15 protein-coding genes are annotated in these 16,478 nt (G+C 68.7%); 9 read left to right on the top strand and 6 right to left on the bottom strand.

What is annotated here, in order from left to right; all coding sequences use genetic code 11:
- Positions 1-195 precede the first annotated feature (195 nt).
- Together AX750_RS05910 and AX750_RS05905 are read left to right on the top strand one after the other, a co-directional pair.
- Positions 196-1,080, top strand: a complete 885-nt coding sequence (locus AX750_RS05910) for a branched-chain amino acid aminotransferase (protein WP_066719581.1) — start codon at positions 196-198, stop codon at positions 1,078-1,080.
- A gap of 2 nt (positions 1,081-1,082) precedes the next feature.
- The gene (locus AX750_RS05905) at positions 1,083-2,063 is read left to right on the top strand and encodes a nitronate monooxygenase (RefSeq protein WP_066719579.1); all 981 of its coding nucleotides are present in this window, start codon (positions 1,083-1,085) and stop codon (positions 2,061-2,063) included.
- A 160-nt stretch (positions 2,064-2,223) separates the two neighbouring features.
- Here the strand turns inward: AX750_RS05905 and murJ are convergent, their stop codons facing one another.
- Together murJ and AX750_RS05895 are read right to left on the bottom strand one after the other, a co-directional pair.
- On the bottom strand, positions 2,224-3,750 hold the full coding sequence (gene murJ / locus AX750_RS05900; RefSeq protein WP_066719577.1) for a murein biosynthesis integral membrane protein MurJ: 1,527 nt from the start codon (positions 3,748-3,750) through the stop codon (positions 2,224-2,226).
- A gap of 185 nt (positions 3,751-3,935) precedes the next feature.
- Positions 3,936-4,970 (bottom strand): glycosyltransferase family 2 protein, encoded by a 1,035-nt coding sequence (locus AX750_RS05895; protein ID WP_066719575.1) that lies wholly within the window; start codon positions 4,968-4,970, stop codon positions 3,936-3,938.
- 136 nt (positions 4,971-5,106) lie between these two features.
- Here AX750_RS05895 and AX750_RS05890 point away from each other — a divergent pair, with 136 nt between their 5' ends.
- The 3 genes from AX750_RS05890 to AX750_RS05875 all read left to right on the top strand — a co-directional run bounded on the left by AX750_RS05890 (position 5,107) and on the right by AX750_RS05875 (position 8,656).
- Positions 5,107-5,973: a ChbG/HpnK family deacetylase gene (locus AX750_RS05890; protein WP_066719573.1), complete on the top strand. Its 867-nt coding sequence runs from the start codon at positions 5,107-5,109 to the stop codon at positions 5,971-5,973.
- Positions 5,974-6,039: 66 nt separating this feature from the next.
- Positions 6,040-7,734: a HAMP domain-containing methyl-accepting chemotaxis protein gene (locus AX750_RS05880; RefSeq protein ID WP_068072612.1), complete on the top strand. Its 1,695-nt coding sequence runs from the start codon at positions 6,040-6,042 to the stop codon at positions 7,732-7,734.
- A gap of 109 nt (positions 7,735-7,843) precedes the next feature.
- Positions 7,844-8,656, top strand: a complete 813-nt coding sequence (locus tag AX750_RS05875) for a hypothetical protein (RefSeq protein ID WP_066719564.1) — start codon at positions 7,844-7,846, stop codon at positions 8,654-8,656.
- Positions 8,657-8,746: 90 nt separating this feature from the next.
- On the opposite strand, the gene AX750_RS05870 is transcribed toward AX750_RS05875, so the two are convergent.
- The gene (locus tag AX750_RS05870; RefSeq protein WP_066719561.1) at positions 8,747-9,349 is read right to left on the bottom strand and encodes a superoxide dismutase; all 603 of its coding nucleotides are present in this window, start codon (positions 9,347-9,349) and stop codon (positions 8,747-8,749) included.
- 329 nt (positions 9,350-9,678) lie between these two features.
- Here AX750_RS05870 and AX750_RS05865 point away from each other — a divergent pair, with 329 nt between their 5' ends.
- Entirely contained in the window at positions 9,679-11,082 is a 1,404-nt protein-coding gene (locus AX750_RS05865) for a hypothetical protein (protein WP_067253735.1), read from the top strand.
- Positions 11,083-11,097: 15 nt separating this feature from the next.
- Here AX750_RS05865 and AX750_RS05860 read toward each other — a convergent pair whose 3' ends face one another.
- Positions 11,098-13,251, bottom strand: coding sequence for a S9 family peptidase (locus AX750_RS05860; RefSeq protein WP_066719554.1), 2,154 nt, complete (start codon positions 13,249-13,251; stop codon positions 11,098-11,100).
- Positions 13,252-13,585: 334 nt separating this feature from the next.
- On the opposite strand from AX750_RS05860, the gene AX750_RS05855 reads away from it, so the two are divergent.
- From AX750_RS05855 to AX750_RS05845, 3 genes are all read left to right on the top strand, one after another.
- Positions 13,586-14,002 (top strand): MucR family transcriptional regulator, encoded by a 417-nt coding sequence (locus AX750_RS05855; protein ID WP_066719587.1) that lies wholly within the window; start codon positions 13,586-13,588, stop codon positions 14,000-14,002.
- A gap of 187 nt (positions 14,003-14,189) precedes the next feature.
- Complete coding sequence (locus tag AX750_RS05850) at positions 14,190-14,561, top strand: helix-turn-helix domain-containing protein (protein ID WP_066719551.1); 372 nt, start codon at positions 14,190-14,192, stop codon at positions 14,559-14,561.
- Entirely contained in the window at positions 14,558-15,376 is an 819-nt protein-coding gene (locus AX750_RS05845; RefSeq protein WP_066719548.1) for a DUF6456 domain-containing protein, read from the top strand. The genes AX750_RS05850 and AX750_RS05845 overlap by 4 nt, the downstream gene beginning before the upstream one ends.
- 12 nt (positions 15,377-15,388) lie before the next feature.
- Here the strand turns inward: AX750_RS05845 and AX750_RS05840 are convergent, their stop codons facing one another.
- Both AX750_RS05840 and AX750_RS05835 read right to left on the bottom strand, forming a co-directional pair.
- Positions 15,389-15,817, bottom strand: a complete 429-nt coding sequence (locus AX750_RS05840; protein WP_066719545.1) for a SufE family protein — start codon at positions 15,815-15,817, stop codon at positions 15,389-15,391.
- An 86-nt stretch (positions 15,818-15,903) separates the two neighbouring features.
- A complete protein-coding gene (locus tag AX750_RS05835) occupies positions 15,904-16,188 on the bottom strand; it encodes a hypothetical protein (protein WP_066719542.1) in 285 nt (94 codons plus the stop codon).
- Positions 16,189-16,478 lie beyond the last annotated feature (290 nt).

The raw sequence follows: 16,478 nt of genomic DNA, 5'->3' as shown, positions 1-16,478 counted from the left end.
TCGTCGCGCCGAGCGGCACTGCCCCCCACCCCGGCCCTCCCCACCGCAGGCGGGGGGAGGGAGCGCGCGATCCATCACCGCCACCGATCGCTTTCATCACATCCCGTCATCGGGTTCTGCGGGACTGCATGTTGACGAGGTGAAGCCGGGGGCAGACGGTGCGCGCAACGTCGATCGTTACAGCAGGAGTGCCTGATGGGCTGGTATTCGCAGACTTGGACCTGGTTCGAGGGAGAGTGGCACGAGGGCAACCCGCCGATCATGGGGCCGCGCAGCCATGCGACCTGGCAGGGCTCCTCGGTCTTCGACGGCGCCCGCTGGTTCGACGGCCTCGCGCCGGATCTCGCCCTGCATGCTGCCCGGGTGAACCGCTCTGCAACCGCGCTCGGCCTGAAGCCGACCGAGAGCGCCGAGGCCATCGTTGCCAAGGCGCATGAGGGCATCAAGAAGTTCAAGGGCGACGTCGCCCTCTACATCAAGCCGATGTACTGGGCCGAGGCCGACGGCGTCTCGACCATCATCCCGGACGAGGAGTCGACGCGCTTCTGCCTGTGCCTGTTCGAGGCGCCGATGGGCCTTCCCGCCAATGGGCTCTCGGTGACGCAGGGCGTGTTCCGCCGTCCGACGGTCGAGACCGCCCCGACCGACGCCAAGGCCGGCTGCCTCTACCCGAACAACGCCCGCACGCTGCGCGCCGCCAAGGCCGCCGGCTTCGACAACGCGCTGGTGCTCGACATGCTCGGCAATGTGGCGGAGACGGCAACCTCCAACATCTTCCTCGCCAAGGACGGCGTGGTGAAGACGCCGATCCCCAACGGCACCTTCCTGAACGGCATTACCCGCCAGCGCGTCATCGGCCTGCTGCGGCAGGACGGCGTCACGGTCGAGGAGACCAGCCTGCGCTACAGCGATTTCGAACAGGCCGACGAGATCTTCTCCTCGGGCAACTACTCGAAGGTCGTGCCGGTCGGCCGCATCGACGACCGCCAGCTCCAGCCCGGCCCGCTCTATCGTAAGGCCCGCGAGCTCTACATGGACTTTGCCAACAGCAAGACCTTGGCCAACAGCAAGTCCGCCTGACCATGGCGCGCCTCGTCACCAGGCTGACGCGGCGGCTGGGCATCGAGCACCCGGTGCTCTCGGCGCCGATGGCGCTGGCGGCGGGCGGAGCGCTCGCCGCCGCCGTCACCCGCGCCGGGGGGCTTGGCCTGATCGGCGGCGGCTATGGCGACGGGGACTGGCTCGAGCGGGAGTTCGCCCAGGCCGGCAACACCCGCACGGGCTGCGGCTTCATCACCTGGTCGCTGGCCAAGCAGCCGCATCTGCTGACGGCTGCGCTGGCGCATCGCCCAGCGGCGCTGATGCTCTCCTTCGGCGATCCCGCCCCGTTTGCGGCCGAGATCGCGGCGGCGGAGATCCCACTCATCTGCCAGTGCCAGTCGCTCGACCATGTTCGCCAGGCGCTCGATGCTGGCGCGGCGATCATCGTCGCGCAGGGCGGCGAGGCCGGCGGCCATGGCCACCGCCGGGCGACCTTCCCCTTCGTGCCGGAGGTTGCCGATCTGCTGGCGCGCCAGAGCCCCGACACGCTGCTGCTGGCGGCGGGCGGCATCGCCGACGGACGCGGGCTCGCGGCCTCGCTGATGCTGGGCGCGGACGGCGTGCTGGTCGGCACCCGCTTCTGGGCGAGCCGCGAGGCGCTGGTCCATGACCGGCAGCAGGCGGCCGCGCTGTCGGCGACCGGGGACGGCACGGTCCGCACGTCGCTGCCCGACATCGCCCGCCGGCTCGACTGGCCGAAGCCCTTCGACATCCGCGTCGCCGCCAATGACTTCACCCGGCGCTGGGCCGGCCGCGACGAGGCGCTGAAGGCGTCGATCGAGCAGGAGGCGCCGGCCTATCGCGCAGCCTTCGCGGCCGGCGATCCGGACAATGCCGCCGTCATCGTCGGAGAGGCGGTGGGTTTGGTTTCGGACGTCCCGTCGGCCGGCGAGATCGTGACGCGCATGGTCGACGAGGCGGCGGCGCTGCTGGGCGAGCGGGCGAGGGGCTTTGTGGGCTGAGCGCCCCGGCGGATCTCCCCTGAGCCCTCATCCCGAGGAGCCGCGAAGCGGCGTCTTGAAGGATGGTCCAGCTGGTTCGGGAGCCTCCTGAAGCATCCTTCGAGACGCGCTCCTGCGGAGCGCTCCTTAGGATGAGGGCTGGAGGTTGGTCAGGCGGCATTCACCGCAGCAGCCGCAGCGTCCCCGAAATCCTGAGGCCAAGGCCAAGCACCGCCGCATAGAGCACCGCCGCGAGCAGGCTCACGGCCGCCACCGCGACGAGCCGCGGCTCATGCGGGAACCCGGCCGTCGCTGCCAGCATGGAAGGCGCCGCAAGGCGCGCTGCGATGCCGGCGACGAGCGCTGCGGCGACCGTGATCGCGATCAGCACTCCGAGCCTCGGGTCGGGCTTCGCCCAGCCGCGCCGGATGCCGAGCAGGAACAGGGTCGCGACATTGATCCAGGCCCCGGTCGCCGTCGCCAGCGCCAGCCCTGGCGCGCCGAAATCGCGCCAAAGCAGGAGCTTGAGTGCGACATTGGCGCCGATGGCGGCGAGCGAGACGAACATCGGTGTCGTCGTGTCGCCGCGCGCCTGGAAGGTCGAGACCTGGGTGCGGATCAGAACGATCGCCGGTAGCCCCACCGCATAGGCCAGCAGCACCGCGCCCGCCGCCTGGCTCGCGGCCGCATCGAAGCGCCCGCGCTCGAACAGGGCCGAGACGATCAGTTCCGGAATCGCGAGGAAGGCTGCCGCGAAGGGCGCCGCCGCCACCACCGTCAGCGCGATCGCCCGGTTCTGCGCACGGTCCGAGGCGGCCATATCGCCCGCGGCGATGAAGCGGCTCATCGTAGGCAAAAGCACCGTGCCGACACCGATCGCGATCACGCCGATCGGGAGCTGGTAGAGCCTCTCGGCATAATAAAGCGCCGCATAGGCGCCGGCCGGCAGCAGCGAGGCGATGATCGTGTCGGCAAAGAGCGCGATCTGCACCCCGGCGGAGCCGATCACGGCGGGCCCGAACGCCTTGAGGAAGCTCTTCACATCGGCGTCCAGCCGCGGTCGGGTCAACGCGGCGGCGACACCCGCGCGCCGTGCGGCGAAGGCGAGCAGCAGCCATTCGATGACGCCGGCCGCCGCCATGCCCCAGGCGGCCGCGTAGGCGGCGTTCGGAAACAGGAAGGCGACAGCGAGTGCCGCGACGAGGCAGAGATTCATCAGGATCGGCGCCGCGGCGGCGGCCGCATAGCGGTCGACCGCGTTGAGATTGGCCGAAAGCAGCGTCACCAGCGTGATGAAGAGCAGGTAAGGGAAGGTGATCCGCGTCAGCGCCACCGCGAGATCGAAGCGCAGCGGATCATTCGCGAAGCCCGGCGCCAGCAGCCGCACGATCTCCGGCATGAAGGGCAGGGCGATCGCCAGCAGGACGATCTGCACGATCAGGTTCAGGCTGAAGACGCGGTTCGAGAACAGGGTCGCCGCCGCCTGGCCAGCCTGCTCGCGGATGCGGGCATAGACGGGGATATAGGCCTGGTTGGTCGCGCCCTCGCCGAAGATCGCCCGGAAATGGTTGGGCAGCCGCAGCGCCACCGAAAACGCATCCATCAACGCGCCGGCGCCGAGCACGGCGGCCAGGACGATGTCACGCAGAAAGCCCGTTACTCGGGAGAGCAGGGTGAAGCCGCCGACGGAGAGAATCTTCTTGAACATCGCGGCTCCGGGGCTGTCGTCGTCAGCCCTCATCCTGAGGAGCCGCATAGCGGCGTCTCGAAGGATGGTCCAGTGCGGCGCCACTGGCTCACCGTCATTGCGAGCGCAGCGAAGCAATCCAGGGTCGGCCGCGTTCGACGTCCTCCTGGATTGCTTCGCTGCGCTCGCAATGACGAGAACAGCGTCTACCGGATCAGCGGCGGCAGCGCGTCGCCGCGCGGATGATCGACGGTGCGCGCATCGAAGCCGACACGCTCGCCGATCAGGTAGAGCGGCCGGCGCTTCACCTCGGCGAAGATGCGCCCGACATATTCCCCGATCATCCCCAGCGAGACGAGCTGGATCCCGGAAAAGAACATGATCGAGACGATCAGCGAGGGGAAGCCGGGCAGGTCGGTTCCGAAGAACAGCGTGCGCAGGAGGAAGAACAACGCCGTCAGCGCTGCCAGAAGCGCGATCACGACGCCCGCCCAGGTCGCGATCTTGAGCGGTACCGTCGAGAAGGAGGAAAGCCCGTCGAAGGCGAAGGAGAACAGCTTGCGGTAGCGGAACTTCGAGACGCCGTGCTCGCGCTCGGCGACTTCGAACGGCACCCCGGCCGAGCGGAAGCCGACCCAGGCATACAAGCCCTTCGAGAAGCGGGCCCGCTCTGGCAGCGCCCGCAATGCATCGACGACCTTGCGATCGAGCAGGCGAAAATCGCCCGCACCTTCCGGCAGTTCCGTCTCGCCGAAGCGTGCGAAGAGCCGGTAGAACGCCTTGGCGAAGTTGCGCTTGAGCGGGGTTTCGCCATCGCGGTCCGAGCGCTGGCCATAGACGTTGAGATAGCCCTCGCGCCATTTCTCGAGAAAGCGCAGGATCGTCTCGGGCGGGTGCTGGAGATCGGCGTCCATGATCACTACGGCATCGCCCGAGGCGTGGTCGAGCCCCGCTGCGATGGCGATTTCTTTGCCGAAATTGCGGCTGAATGAGACGGCACTGACCCGCCGGTCCTGTGCCGCCAGCAGCCGCAGGACCGAAAGTGTGCCGTCCCGGCTGCCATCGTCGACGCAGACGAGTTCCCAGGAGGTCACCGCGCCGTCGAGCACCTGCTTCAGCCGCTCCAGCAGCAGCGGAAGGCTCTCGGCCTCGTTGTAGACGGGGACGACGACCGACAGCTCCGGCCGGCTCGAATGGCCGCGCGTCGGCGGCGTGGCGGATGGGGCTTGCGTCTGTGGCACGGGATCGACCTCTCGGCCGCGTCGATCCCCCTCCGGGTGAAACCGGAAGGTGCCGGGATGACGCGGCCCGCACGGAACCGTAAAGCTTCGCCGCGCTCTTAGCGCAAGGCGCCTGAACAGAGGACAACAAACCGGCATGGCGAGCGGATTTGTTTTATGCGCCGATGACTTCGCCCTGACCGATGGTGTCAGCCGCTCGATCCTGGCGCTGATCGAGGCGGGCAAGCTCTCGGCGGCCGGCGCAATGACCAATCGCCCGCATTGGCGGAACTTCGCCGGGGCTTTCGGGGCGCTCGCCGAGAAGGCCGATCTCGGCCTGCATCTCAATCTCACCTGCGCCAATCCGCTGGGCGCGATGCCAAGGCTGGCGCCAGGTGGCGTGTTTCCGGCGCTGCCGGAACTGGCCCGCGCGGCCGTGACCTCGCCGACGGTCCGGCGGGAGATCGCGGCCGAGATCGCCCGCCAGCTCGACGCCTTCGAGGATTCGATGGGCCGCTCGCCCGCCTTCCTCGACGGGCACCAGCATGTCCATGTGCTGCCGGGCATCCGCCGCGCGCTGCTCGACATCCTGTCGAAGCGCTATCCGAAGGGTGGCCTCTATCTGCGCGATCCGCATGACTCGCCCGCCGCGATCCGCGCCCGTGGCGTCGCCATCGGCAAGGCCCTGACCATCTCGGCACTGGCACTGGGCTTCCGGCGGGCGGCGCTGCGGCGCGGCTTTCCGGTCAATCGCGGTTTCTCGGGCGTCGCCCCCTTCGATCCGCAGCGCGACTTCGCCGCCGACCTCCAGCGCTTCCTGCTGCGGCCCGGCCCCGCCCATCTCGTGATGTGCCATCCGGGCTTCGTCGACGACGAACTCGCGCGCCTCGATCCCGTCGTGGCGACGCGGCCGGTCGAGCATGAGGCGCTCCTCGGTTTCGTGGCGCAAGGTCTGTCGATGGTTCGTTTCTCCGAGCTCTTCTCGACACCTTCCGCAAGCCATTCTTTACCAAGACATGGCTAGGCTCCGCTCGGGGTGTCTCTGCGGCTTGCGCCGTGAACCGAGACGAATGCGGGGACTGGGCCGGTCATGATGTCGTTGAAGCGTGCGGGGACCATCGATACCGCCACGCCGTCACAAGCCCCCTCGCGACGCTGGGGTCGCTCGCTCAGCAGCCGGATCGCGGCAGCCGCCGTCGCCATCGTCGCAATCGCCATCATGCTCCTGGTCTTCTCCGCCGCGCGCTACAACGACGCCAAGACGCGCGACGATCTCGAGCAGAAGATGCGGTCGCTGGTGCTGATGGTCGTCAACGCCTCGCCCTCGCTGATCCTGGCGCGCGACACCGTCACCCTGACCCAGATTCTCGATTCGCTGCGGCGCGATCCCGATTTCGAGGCCGGTATCGTCGCCGACGACCTGTCTTCGCTTGCCAGCGCCGGCCGCAACGAGGAAGCGCGGCTCGCCCTGACGCCGCGCAGTCTGACCGCGCTGTTGAAGCGAGAGCCCTGGGATATCCTGAAGGACACCGACACCGCCGAGATCGAAGAGGAGCGCTTCGTCACCTGGCTGCACGTCGTGCGCGTCGGCGGCCATCGCAAGCAGATCGGCTACATCGCCATGCGCTTCGACAAGTCGCGCCTGCTCGCCCGTGCGCAGTTCGAGGAGGTCGCGACCATCGGCTTCGGCATCCTGATCCTGCTCGTGCTCGGGCCCCTGCTGTGGTTCTCGCTGTCGCGCACCATGAAGCCGCTGCGAAACATGACAAAGGCCATCGTCAGCATCTCCGACGGCCAGCTCGATACGCCGATCGACGCGATGGCCCGGCGCGACGAGATCGGCGCCATCGCCCATGCGCTTGGCGTGCTCAAGCTGCGCCTGGCGGAGCGCGCCGCGCTGCAGGAGAGGCAGCACGTCACGGAATCGGAGCGCCGCCTGCATCAGCAGCGCGTCGACGAGGCGATCGGTGTTTTCCGCGCCGAGGTCGGCGTCGCCCTCGAGGCCTTCAAGAGCAATGCCGACCGCATGAGCGAGGCGTCCAACGGGCTGGCCCGGGTTGCGGCGGAATCCTCCGGCCGCGCCGCCCGCGCCGCCCAGAACGCTCATGGCGCCTCGGGCAATGTCGAGAGCGCGGCCCAGGCCGCCGAGGAGATGGGCGCGGCGATCCGCGAGGTCGAGTTCCAAGTCCGGCGCGTGCGCACCGAGATCGTCGAGGCGGCCTCGATCTCGCGCGACACGGCGGCTTCCGTGCGGGCGCTCGACGAGACCGCCCGTGCCATCGGCGAGGTGGTGAACCTCATCCGCGACATCGCCGCCCAGACCAATTTGCTGGCGCTCAACGCTACCATCGAGGCGGCGCGGGCCGGCGAGGCGGGACGTGGCTTCGCCGTGGTCGCGTCCGAGGTGAAGAGCCTCGCCTCTCAGACCGCCGACGCGACCGACCGGATTGTCGCGCAGGTCGGCGCCATCCAGGGCGCCACCGGCCAGGTCGTGGGCTCGATCCAGAACATCGCCGAGCGCATGAACGCGATCGAAAACTTCGCGAATTCCGTCGCGGTCTCGATCGAGCAGCAGGCGATCGCCACCGGCGAGATCGCCTCGGGCGTCGCGATGGCCAGCTCGTCGGCGCTCTCGGTTTCCAGCGATCTCAGCGTCCTCTCCGATTCGGTCGAAGAAACAGGGCGATCCGCCGAGGAGGTGCGCGGCGCTGCCAGCGAGGTCGCGGCCCAGGCCCTGCGCCTGCGCAGCACGGTCGACCAGTTCCTCCAGAGTGTGGCAGCCTAGGAGCCTCGCCGCATCGCGGGTGGAGGGTCCGGGACGGATGGTCGCCACGCGGAAGCCAGGACAACGAAGCGACAGGGCCGCAAGGTTTGGCCGGCCTCACGCGCTCGTTGTGGGCGTCGCCCTCACGCTGCTCGCCACGACCGCTCATGCCCAGGTCGAGAGCCGCGCCCCGGGAGATCGCGTTCCCGGCCAGGCGGGCGTGGACTATGCCGATTTGATCCGCTTGATCGGCATCGGCCTCACGCAGGAGGGCGGCGTCTACCGGATCGGCGGAACCGTGCGCCTGCGCCATATCGGCGGGGGCGAAGAGCCGGTCGCGTTGCGCGCGACGGCTCTGGAGTCCGTTGCGGTGCTGCCGCTGGCAGCGGGGGCCAAACCGCGCCTCGCGCTATTGCTCGATCTTGGCCGTGCCACGGACAGTGCCGAAGGCTTTGCCATTCTCGCGCTTGTCGATCCCGCGGGGCGCAGGCTGCTCGATGCCGCCAATGTCGCCCATGATCGCGACACCGGCTTCCTGCCGCCGTCCCGTCTGCCGGCCGGCGCGGCTGGCGATGTGCTGCTCACGGCCAGCCGCCATACCAACTCGAACCAGGCCTATCAGACCACGGCGCTGATCGCGGTGCGCCGAGACCGGCTCGCGCTGATCGACACCGTCTTTACGCTGAACGACAGCGGCTGCGGATATGAGCGCCGCCAGATTCTGGCGATCACAAAGCCCGATAGGGCGCGTTCCCCGGCGATCAGAGTGGCCGTGACCGAACAGACCCAGGTGGCGGAGCCAGACTGCGAGGGCGGCCAGCCGCCAGCCGCGGGGCGTCGGACGATGTCGACAGCCTATCGCTGGAACGAGGCCAGGCAACGCTGGCTGCGGACCTCCGATGCGCTGGAGCGGCTCGCGCGGGAAACGCAAGAGCGCTTCTAGAGACGAGCCCGCGACCTCGGGGGGCATAGGGGTCAACAAAAACGGGGCCGCGAGGCCCCGTTCCAGTGTCCGGATGTTGCCGATGCCGGCTCAGGCCTTGGCGGCCGCGTCGTACATCTCCGCGACGTATTCCCAGTTCACGAGGCTCTCGAGGAAGGCCTTGAGATAGTCGGGACGACGATTGCGGTAGTCGATGTAGTAGGAATGCTCCCAGACATCGCAGCCTAGGATCGGCAGCGCGCCGTTGACCAGCGGGCTCTCGCCGTTCGGCGTCTTCGAGACGGCGATCTTGCCGCCCTTGACCTCGAGCCAAGCCCAGCCCGAGCCGAACTGGCCGGTGCCGGCGGCGATGAAGTCTTCCTTCATCTTGTCGACCGAGCCGAAGGACTCGACGATCGCCTTCTCCAGTGCGCCCGGAATGGCGCCACCGCCATTGGGCTTCATCCACTTCCAGAAGTGCAGGTGGTTGTAGTGCTGGCCGGCATTGTTGAACACGGCCGCGTTCTTGCCATGCGAGGCCTTGACGATCTCCTCGAGCGACTTGCCCTCGAATTCCGTGCCCTTGATCGCGTTGTTGCCGTTGTTGACATAGGCGAGATGGTGCTTGTCGTGGTGGAACTCGAGCGTTTCCTTCGACATGAAGGGCTGCAGCGCGTCGTGGGCGTAGGGCAGATCGGGAAGGGTGAAGGTCATCGGCGCCTCTCCTTGGGCTGGCAAATCGCTTGAACTGAGAATGGCTTGCCGCAGGGCGGCATGGGCCTGTCGGACCCCTCGGGGGCGCCCGCCATCCACTTCGTTAGTTAAGCCTCCACCTGCGCTCCGGCAACCGCCGGCGCCATATTGCGGCGACGCGCGGTGACGAAAAGCGCCTCACTCCCGCCCGATTCCGCGCGCCTGTCGAGGTCGCGAATTGAAACTCTCTCTTATTCAATACGTTAGATGATGGCGGGGCAGACGGGCCGCTTTGCGCGACCCGGCGGACAGCCTGATTTGCCTTCCCGCCCATGGCCGAGGACACACCGTTGATCATTCTCTTCATCCTGCTCGGCCTGACTTTTCTCGGCGGCGGCGCGGCAGCGATCATCGACGGCATGCCCTATCTCGTGCTCGAGCGCGGCTTCACCCAGGTCATCATCGGCACGGTGGTGGCGGTCGCTGGGGTGATCCTGCTGGCGCTCGCAGCCGTGCTGGCGAAGCTCCGGACGCTCGAGAACAAGATCTCCGGTGCGACCATGGCGCTGTCTCTGGCGGGCGCGGCGGGTGTAACGGCAAGCGAGCCCGGCGCGGTGGCCCAGCCTTCCCTGGCGGATCCGGCGGCAATGACGGGCGCCGCGGCGGTTGCAGGCGCGCTCGCAGGAGCGGGCCTGGCGGCAGCGGCCACCGCCGATACGCCTGCTGCGACGATGCCGGAAGCCGCGGACAAGACCGACGAGCCCGACCTGTTCGGCGCCCATCTCGCCACCGTTCTGGACAAGGAGGCCGAGACTGCGCCCCCCAGCGAGCCCAGCGCCGCTGAGCCGGCCCCTTCGGAGTCGGACGGGGAACCACAGAGAGACGAGGCAGTCCCGGACCTTGCGGAGGCGGAGATTCTGCCGGCGTTCGACCCGTTCCGTCCGGTTGGCCTGGCCCTTCCGGTCGACCCGGCCATGTCGACCGAGCCTCTCTCGACGCCAGCCGACGAGCCCAGGCCCGCTCCGCCCGAAGCCGCGCAGGATTCGGCCGTTTTCCGCTCCGACACGACTGTGCCCGAGCCCGATCTTTCGGAACCGATCCCACCGCTGGCCACCGACATCGACGACCCCCTGACGCCGGTGGCCCCGCCCAGCGGGACCGAGGACGATGAGTTCGGCCGGCTGCGCGACAGTCTGGCCGGCCTTGGCCTCGGCCCGGTCGGCGGGCGCGTCGAGCCGCGTTTCGAGGAGCCGCGCCCCTTGGCCGAGCCGGATGACCTCGCTGTCGCGGCGAGCTGGATGGATTCGGCGCTGGGTCGCCGCGGGCCGGAGCCCGAGGCGCAAGGCGATATCGAGGTGGTGCCGCCCCCTCGGCGCCTGGAGCCGACGCTGCCCACCGAGTTCACCTGGCCTGCTCTCGACCGCGACGAGAGGGCCGTGCCGCCCTGGCCGCCCCAGAGCCGGGAGGCCGCTGTCGCCGAGACGATCAGCGAGACCGATCCGGCATGGATTGCAGAGGCTCCGGTCGAGCCGGAGGCCGAACCGGCCGCAAGTCCGGCCGCAAGTCCGGCCGAGGAGGCGCCCGCGGCCTCCGATGAGGGCATTGTCGGCGCCTATCAGGTTGGCGAGGCCCATTTCACCATCTATGCCGACGGCTCGATCAAGGCCCGCACGCCGGAGGGCGACTACAGCTTCGCCTCGATGGACGAGCTGAAGGTCTATCTCGCCAGCGAGAAGAGCCGGCTGGGGGGCTGAGCCCCACGCACGGGGTCAGGCCTCTTTGCCGGCCGCCTGCTCAGGCCAGCCTTCGCCGACTGCCCGGAGGGCGAAGGCATAGGCCAGCGCCGTCTCCTTCAGCGAATCGAATCTCCCGGCCGAGCCGGCATGGCCCGCATCCATGTTGGTGTGCAGCAGCACCGGCCCGCCGCCGGTCATGGTCGCGCGCAGGCGCGCCACCCATTTCGCGGGCTCCCAATAGGTCACGCGCGGATCGGTGAGCCCTGCCATCGCCAGGATCGGCGGATAGGACTGCGCGGTCACGTTGTCATAGGGCGAGTAGCCGCGGATCGTTTCGAAGGCGGCGACGTCGCGGATCGGATCGCCCCATTCGGGCCATTCCGGCGGTGTCAGCGGCAGGGTGTCGTCGAGGATCGTGTTGAGCACGTCGACGAAGGGCACCTCTGCGACGATGCCGGCGAAGAGGTGAGGGGCCATATTCGCCACCGCGCCCATCAGCATGCCGCCGGCACTGCCGCCCTCTGCGACGATGCGCCCGCGCGCGGTGAAGCCGCCTTGAGCCAGGGCCTCGGCGGCGGCGATGAAGTCAGTGAAGGTATTTCGCTTCTTCTCGCGCTTGCCGTCGAGATACCAGCGCCGCCCTTTCTCGGTGCCGCCGCGGACATGGGCGATGGCATAGACGAAACCGCGGTCGACCAGGCTCAGCGGCCGCGTCCGGAAGGAGGCCGACATCGCCGAGCCATAGGAGCCGTAGCCGTAGAGCAGACAGGGTGCGCGGCCGTCGAGCGCCAGATCGGCCCGGTGGAGCAGTGAAATCGGCACCTGCTCGCCATCTGAGGCGGTGGCGAAGATCCGGCGCACCCGATAGGCCGCGGGATCGTGGCCGGACGGGATCTCCTGGCGCTTGAGCAGCACGCGCGCGCCGCTGCCCATGTCGTAGTCATAGGTCTCGGCCGGGCGGGCCATCGAGGCATAGATGAAGCGCAGCGTGTCGGTCTCGAACTCGTAACCCGCATCCAGGCCCAGCCCATAGGCCTCCTCGTCGAAGGCAATGCTGCTCTCGGACCCGGTGGCGAGGTCGCGGATGACAATGCGCGGCAGTCCGTTCTCCCGCTCGAGCCGGATGAGCCGCCCCTTCAGGCAGAGATGGCTGAGGATCAGCCGTCCCGGCACATGCGCGATCACGTCCCGCCACTGCTCGGGCCCCGGCGAGACGACCGGCACGCTGACGATCTTGAAGTCCTCAGCGCCGTCCGCATTGGTGCGGATCAGCAGGTCCTCGCCATGGTGTTCGACGTCGTACTGCCGCCCGACCAGACGCGGCGCCACCACGACGGGGTCTACGTCCTGCGCTGTCATGTCGACCAGCCGGATCTCCGAGGTTTCGTGGTCGCTGATCGAGATCAGCAGGTATCGGCCGGACTGCGTCTCGTCGATGTCGACGAACATGCCGGCATCCGCCTCATCGTGGAGCAGCGTGTCATGCGCGACGGGATCGCCGAGGCGATGGCGCAGGACCTTCGAGGGGCGGTGGTCGGCGTCGAGCCCGACATAGAAGAAGGAACGGCTGTCGGCGGCCCAGACGATGTCGCCGGTGGTGTCGGGAACGGCATCGGGCAGATCCTCGCCGCTGGCGAGGTCGCGCACGCGGATCGTGTGAAGCTCCGAGCCCGCCTCGTCGGCGCTCCAGGCCAGCAGGCGGTGGTCGGGGCTTTGGGCGGTGTCGGCGAGGTCGAAGAAATCCTTGCCCTCCGCGAGGGCGTCGGCGTCGAGCATGACCGTCTCGCGTCCCTTGCCGCCGCGAGGCTTCCGGCAGATCAGCGGATGCTCGGCCCCGCGGCGATAGCGCGAATAGTACAGGAACGGACCGTCCGGCTGCGGGACGCTGGAATCGTCCTCCTTGAGCCGGCCGCGCATCTCCTTGACGAGTTCGCGCTGCAGCGCGCGGGTGGGCGCCATCAGCGCCGCCGCATAGGCGTTCTCGGCCTCGAGATAGGCGCGGATGTCGGCGGGCAGCGCCTCGGGCTCGCGCAGCACCTCTTTCCAGTTCGCCGCCCGCAGCCAGTCATAATCGTCCCGCAACGTCACGCCATGGACCTGCGTGGTCTTGGTCCGGACCTCGGCCTTTGGCGGGGCAGGGCGGCGCCGACGCTGTGTCTTGGCGGCGGATGGGGGCTTTGAGCGCATCGACATCTCCTCGGACCGGCGGTGCCGACAGGTAGAGAGGCGGATGCGGGCTGGCAAGATCAAGGCACAGGACCAGATGCCGCCCTGCGCGACCGGCCGATATCATGTTGAACGATGGGCCACGGCAATAATTGGAGAGGATAAATCGTATTCGCGCGCGGCCGATCACTTGCGGCGACGTTGGCCTTCGATTAAACGGGGCCAATCGATCCGCTGCAGTCGCGTCCGAGTCGATAGTGTTCGGACGCCCTTGGTTGGGATCGCAATGGCATTGATCCTCAATGTCTTCCACATTCGCAGCATCGCAGCCAAAGCATCAGGGAGTGACGCCATCATGGCAGACAACGAAGGATCGGATTACATCGAGCTGACGGCGGACATCGTCTCTGCTTATGTCTCGAACAACTCTGTTCCCGCCTCCGAACTGCCTGCGCTGATCAACGATGTTCACGCCGCCCTGAACCGCGTCATCGGCGGCGCAGCGCCCGTGGCTCCGGCCGAGGCGCCCCGCCCGGCCATTCCGGTGAAGAAGTCGATCACGGCAGATTACCTGATCTGCCTCGAGGACGGAAAAAAGTTCAAGTCGCTGAAGCGCCACCTGCGTACGCAGTACAACATGTCGCCCGAGCAGTATCGGGAGAAGTGGGGCCTGCCGCCCGACTATCCGATGGTCGCGCCGAACTATGCCGAGGCCCGCTCCCAGCTCGCCAAGAAGATGGGCCTGGGCCAGCAGCGCCGCAAGCGCCGCTGACGGGCGCTACGTCGCCCCGCATCGCGGGGAGGACGCTTTCGACAGGCCGCCGGTTCGCCGGCGGCCTTTTTCGTTGCGCGGCGGGGATAACCGGGCTGCACCCGCCGCCGGGCTTGCAATAGGAATTTATTCATGCAGTGATAACTCCCGCTCGGCCCGTTCCGGGGCGCAGGAGAAAGAACACATCATGAACATGGCAAGCTGTGACAGGAGCGATCCGCTGCGCGAGACGGCCGGCGCGCGTCTCGCGGAAGCGGCTGTATCGGCCATTCGGCATATTCCGCCCGCGACGTTGCGCACCGCCCGCCGCGGCCAGGCGCCGGCTGCCCAGGCTCGCCAGACGGCGATGTACCTCGCCCATATCGTCTTCGGGCTGACCTTCACGCGCGTCGGCAGCTGTTTCGGGCGGGACCGCACCACGGTGCGCCATGCCTGTGCCGTGATCGAAGACCGGCGGGACGACCCGCGCCACGAATTCGGTCTTGCGGCGCTGGAGATCGCACTGCTGGCGCTGATGCGGGTGCTGCTGGCGCCGCAGGCTGCGGAGACCGGGCGATGAGCCCCGCATCGGACAGGCTGGAGCCGGACACCGAGCGGCTGCAGCGGCACCTGGCACAGGCCGGCGCCTTCGCCTGCCCGTCGCCGCTGGGCTGCGGGCGGATCGCGCTTTATCGGGGCGGCGGCACGACGCTGGGCGCCGGCTTCGTCGCTCCCGAGGCCGTGAGTCGTCTGTTGGCGCGGGGAGACGTGATCTGGACGGGTGAAGGCAAGGGGCGACGCCTCGTGGCGGCCAAGCCGGCGACCGAGCCGGCAGTCCCGACGGCCCGCCATCTGGTCGAGGCGCGGATCGTAGTCGATGGCGCACCGCAAAGCGTCACGCTCGACGAGCGCGAGAGCCCGCTGCTCTGGTTGCATCGCCGGCCGGGCAAGGATGGCCGGCCCCAGATATCGGACGAGGAATTCGCCGCGGGCGAGCGCTTCCGCTCCGATCTCACCCTGGCGCGGATGATGCCGCGCACGACGATGAACTGGGACGCCGCCTCGGCGCCGGACGGTCGCGGCGCCGGCAGCCGCGGCCCGGCTGCGGCTTCCGACACGGCGCTCGCTGCCCGCCAGCGCGTCGCCCGCGCCTGCGATCGGCTGGGCCCCGACCTCTCCGGGCTGGCGATCGACGTCTGCGGCTTCCTCAAGGGGCTCGACGCCGTCGAGCGCGAGCGCGGCTGGCCCGCGCGCTCCGCCAAGGTGGCTCTACGGCTGGCGCTAGCGGCGCTGGCCCGACATTACGGCCTCGTGGCCCCCGCGGCGCGCGGCAGCGAGATGCGGGGCTGGCAGGCGCAGGATGCGCGCCCGCGCATCATGACGGCGGCGGAATGAGCGCGGTGCGCGCTACGCGCCCGCAGCGGCGCGGGCGTCGGATTTGATGCGCTCGATCATCGAGCGCACGCCATTCGAGCGCTGCGGCGTCAAATGCGCGGCCAGCCCGAGCCGCTCATAGGTCTCGAAGGCGTCCGTCGCGAGAATCTCGGCGGCGCTCCGGCCGGAATAGATCGCCAGCGCCAGCGCGACGAGACCGCGCACGATATGCGCGTCGCTGTCGCCGCGGAAGGTGAGCTTCGTCTGCGGCCCCGGTCCGGCCTCGGCCTGCGCTTCCAGCCAGACCTGGCTGGCGCAGCCGCGCACCTTGTTGGCCTCGTTATGGGCTTCTTCGGGCAGCGGCTCGAGGCTTTTGCCAAGCTCGATCAGGTAGCGATAGCGGTCGTCCCACTCGTCGAGCAGGTCGAAATTGGCGATGATCTCGTCGAGGCTGGCGCTCATGATCCGTCCGTGCCGCCGGCATTCCGCCGGTCACCAGCGTCTTCGGCGCAGCGCGCCCCGCCGTCAAGCGTGGTGCGGCCCGCGCGTCAGCGCGTCGCGGCGTTCTGCCCCGTCAGCCCGCCGCGCGCGGCACCGGCCGCCATCTCCAGCAAGCGCTGCCGCGTCTCGGGGTCCAGTCCGGCGATGATTTGCGCGGCCTCCCGCGCCGCGGTGAGGCTTGACCCCACCTCGTGGTGAGGCGTGTGCGTCACCGTCCGCACGGCGCTTCGCGCCGTTGCCACAGCCTGCTCGGTGTCGGATCGCCCGCCATGGACCGGCGAGTTCAGGGCGATCACGCCGATCACCGCCAGGCTGCGCAGGATATAGGCCATCGCCATCTCCGCTGCGAAAAGGGCCTTCTGCCCCGTTCCGACCGGCACATTAGCGCGAAACCTCGAAAAATCGCGTGATCCCGCACGCTCAAAGGCGGCGCATCATCTTCAGCTTCCGTTCACCTTGCTCGCAACATGGCCAGCCCCGCCGGATCGGCCGGAGCAAGGCCAGTAAGCGGTTGAAGAAAAACGATAATTTAGGAATCGCGCGGCGCTCGGCCTGCTGTGCGGCCCCGCCGCTTTAAGCCCGGCTTAAACCAGCCCCGGCGAAGCTGAAGGCAAGCGGGCGA

This window comes from Methylobacterium sp. CCH7-A2 (genome assembly GCF_001557075.1).
In the GTDB taxonomy this organism is placed as follows: domain Bacteria; phylum Pseudomonadota; class Alphaproteobacteria; order Rhizobiales; family Beijerinckiaceae; genus Allobosea; species Allobosea massiliensis.
The sequence above is the reverse complement of the archived record's forward strand: the minus strand, read 5'-3'. Positions and strand labels throughout refer to the sequence as shown.

Coding starts and splice junctions, on each gene's coding strand:
- AX750_RS05910 (WP_066719581.1), top strand. CDS start 196: ATGGGCTGGTATTCGCAGACTTGGACCTGGTTCGAGGGAGAGTGGCAC.
- AX750_RS05905 (WP_066719579.1), top strand. CDS start 1,083: ATGGCGCGCCTCGTCACCAGGCTGACGCGGCGGCTGGGCATCGAGCAC.
- murJ (WP_066719577.1), bottom strand. CDS start 3,750: ATGTTCAAGAAGATTCTCTCCGTCGGCGGCTTCACCCTGCTCTCCCGA.
- AX750_RS05890 (WP_066719573.1), top strand. CDS start 5,107: ATGGCGAGCGGATTTGTTTTATGCGCCGATGACTTCGCCCTGACCGAT.
- AX750_RS05880 (WP_068072612.1), top strand. CDS start 6,040: ATGATGTCGTTGAAGCGTGCGGGGACCATCGATACCGCCACGCCGTCA.
- AX750_RS05870 (WP_066719561.1), bottom strand. CDS start 9,349: ATGACCTTCACCCTTCCCGATCTGCCCTACGCCCACGACGCGCTGCAG.
- AX750_RS05860 (WP_066719554.1), bottom strand. CDS start 13,251: ATGCGCTCAAAGCCCCCATCCGCCGCCAAGACACAGCGTCGGCGCCGC.
- AX750_RS05855 (WP_066719587.1), top strand. CDS start 13,586: ATGGCAGACAACGAAGGATCGGATTACATCGAGCTGACGGCGGACATC.
- AX750_RS05850 (WP_066719551.1), top strand. CDS start 14,190: ATGAACATGGCAAGCTGTGACAGGAGCGATCCGCTGCGCGAGACGGCC.
- AX750_RS05845 (WP_066719548.1), top strand. CDS start 14,558: ATGAGCCCCGCATCGGACAGGCTGGAGCCGGACACCGAGCGGCTGCAG.
- AX750_RS05840 (WP_066719545.1), bottom strand. CDS start 15,817: ATGAGCGCCAGCCTCGACGAGATCATCGCCAATTTCGACCTGCTCGAC.
- AX750_RS05835 (WP_066719542.1), bottom strand. CDS start 16,188: ATGGCCTATATCCTGCGCAGCCTGGCGGTGATCGGCGTGATCGCCCTG.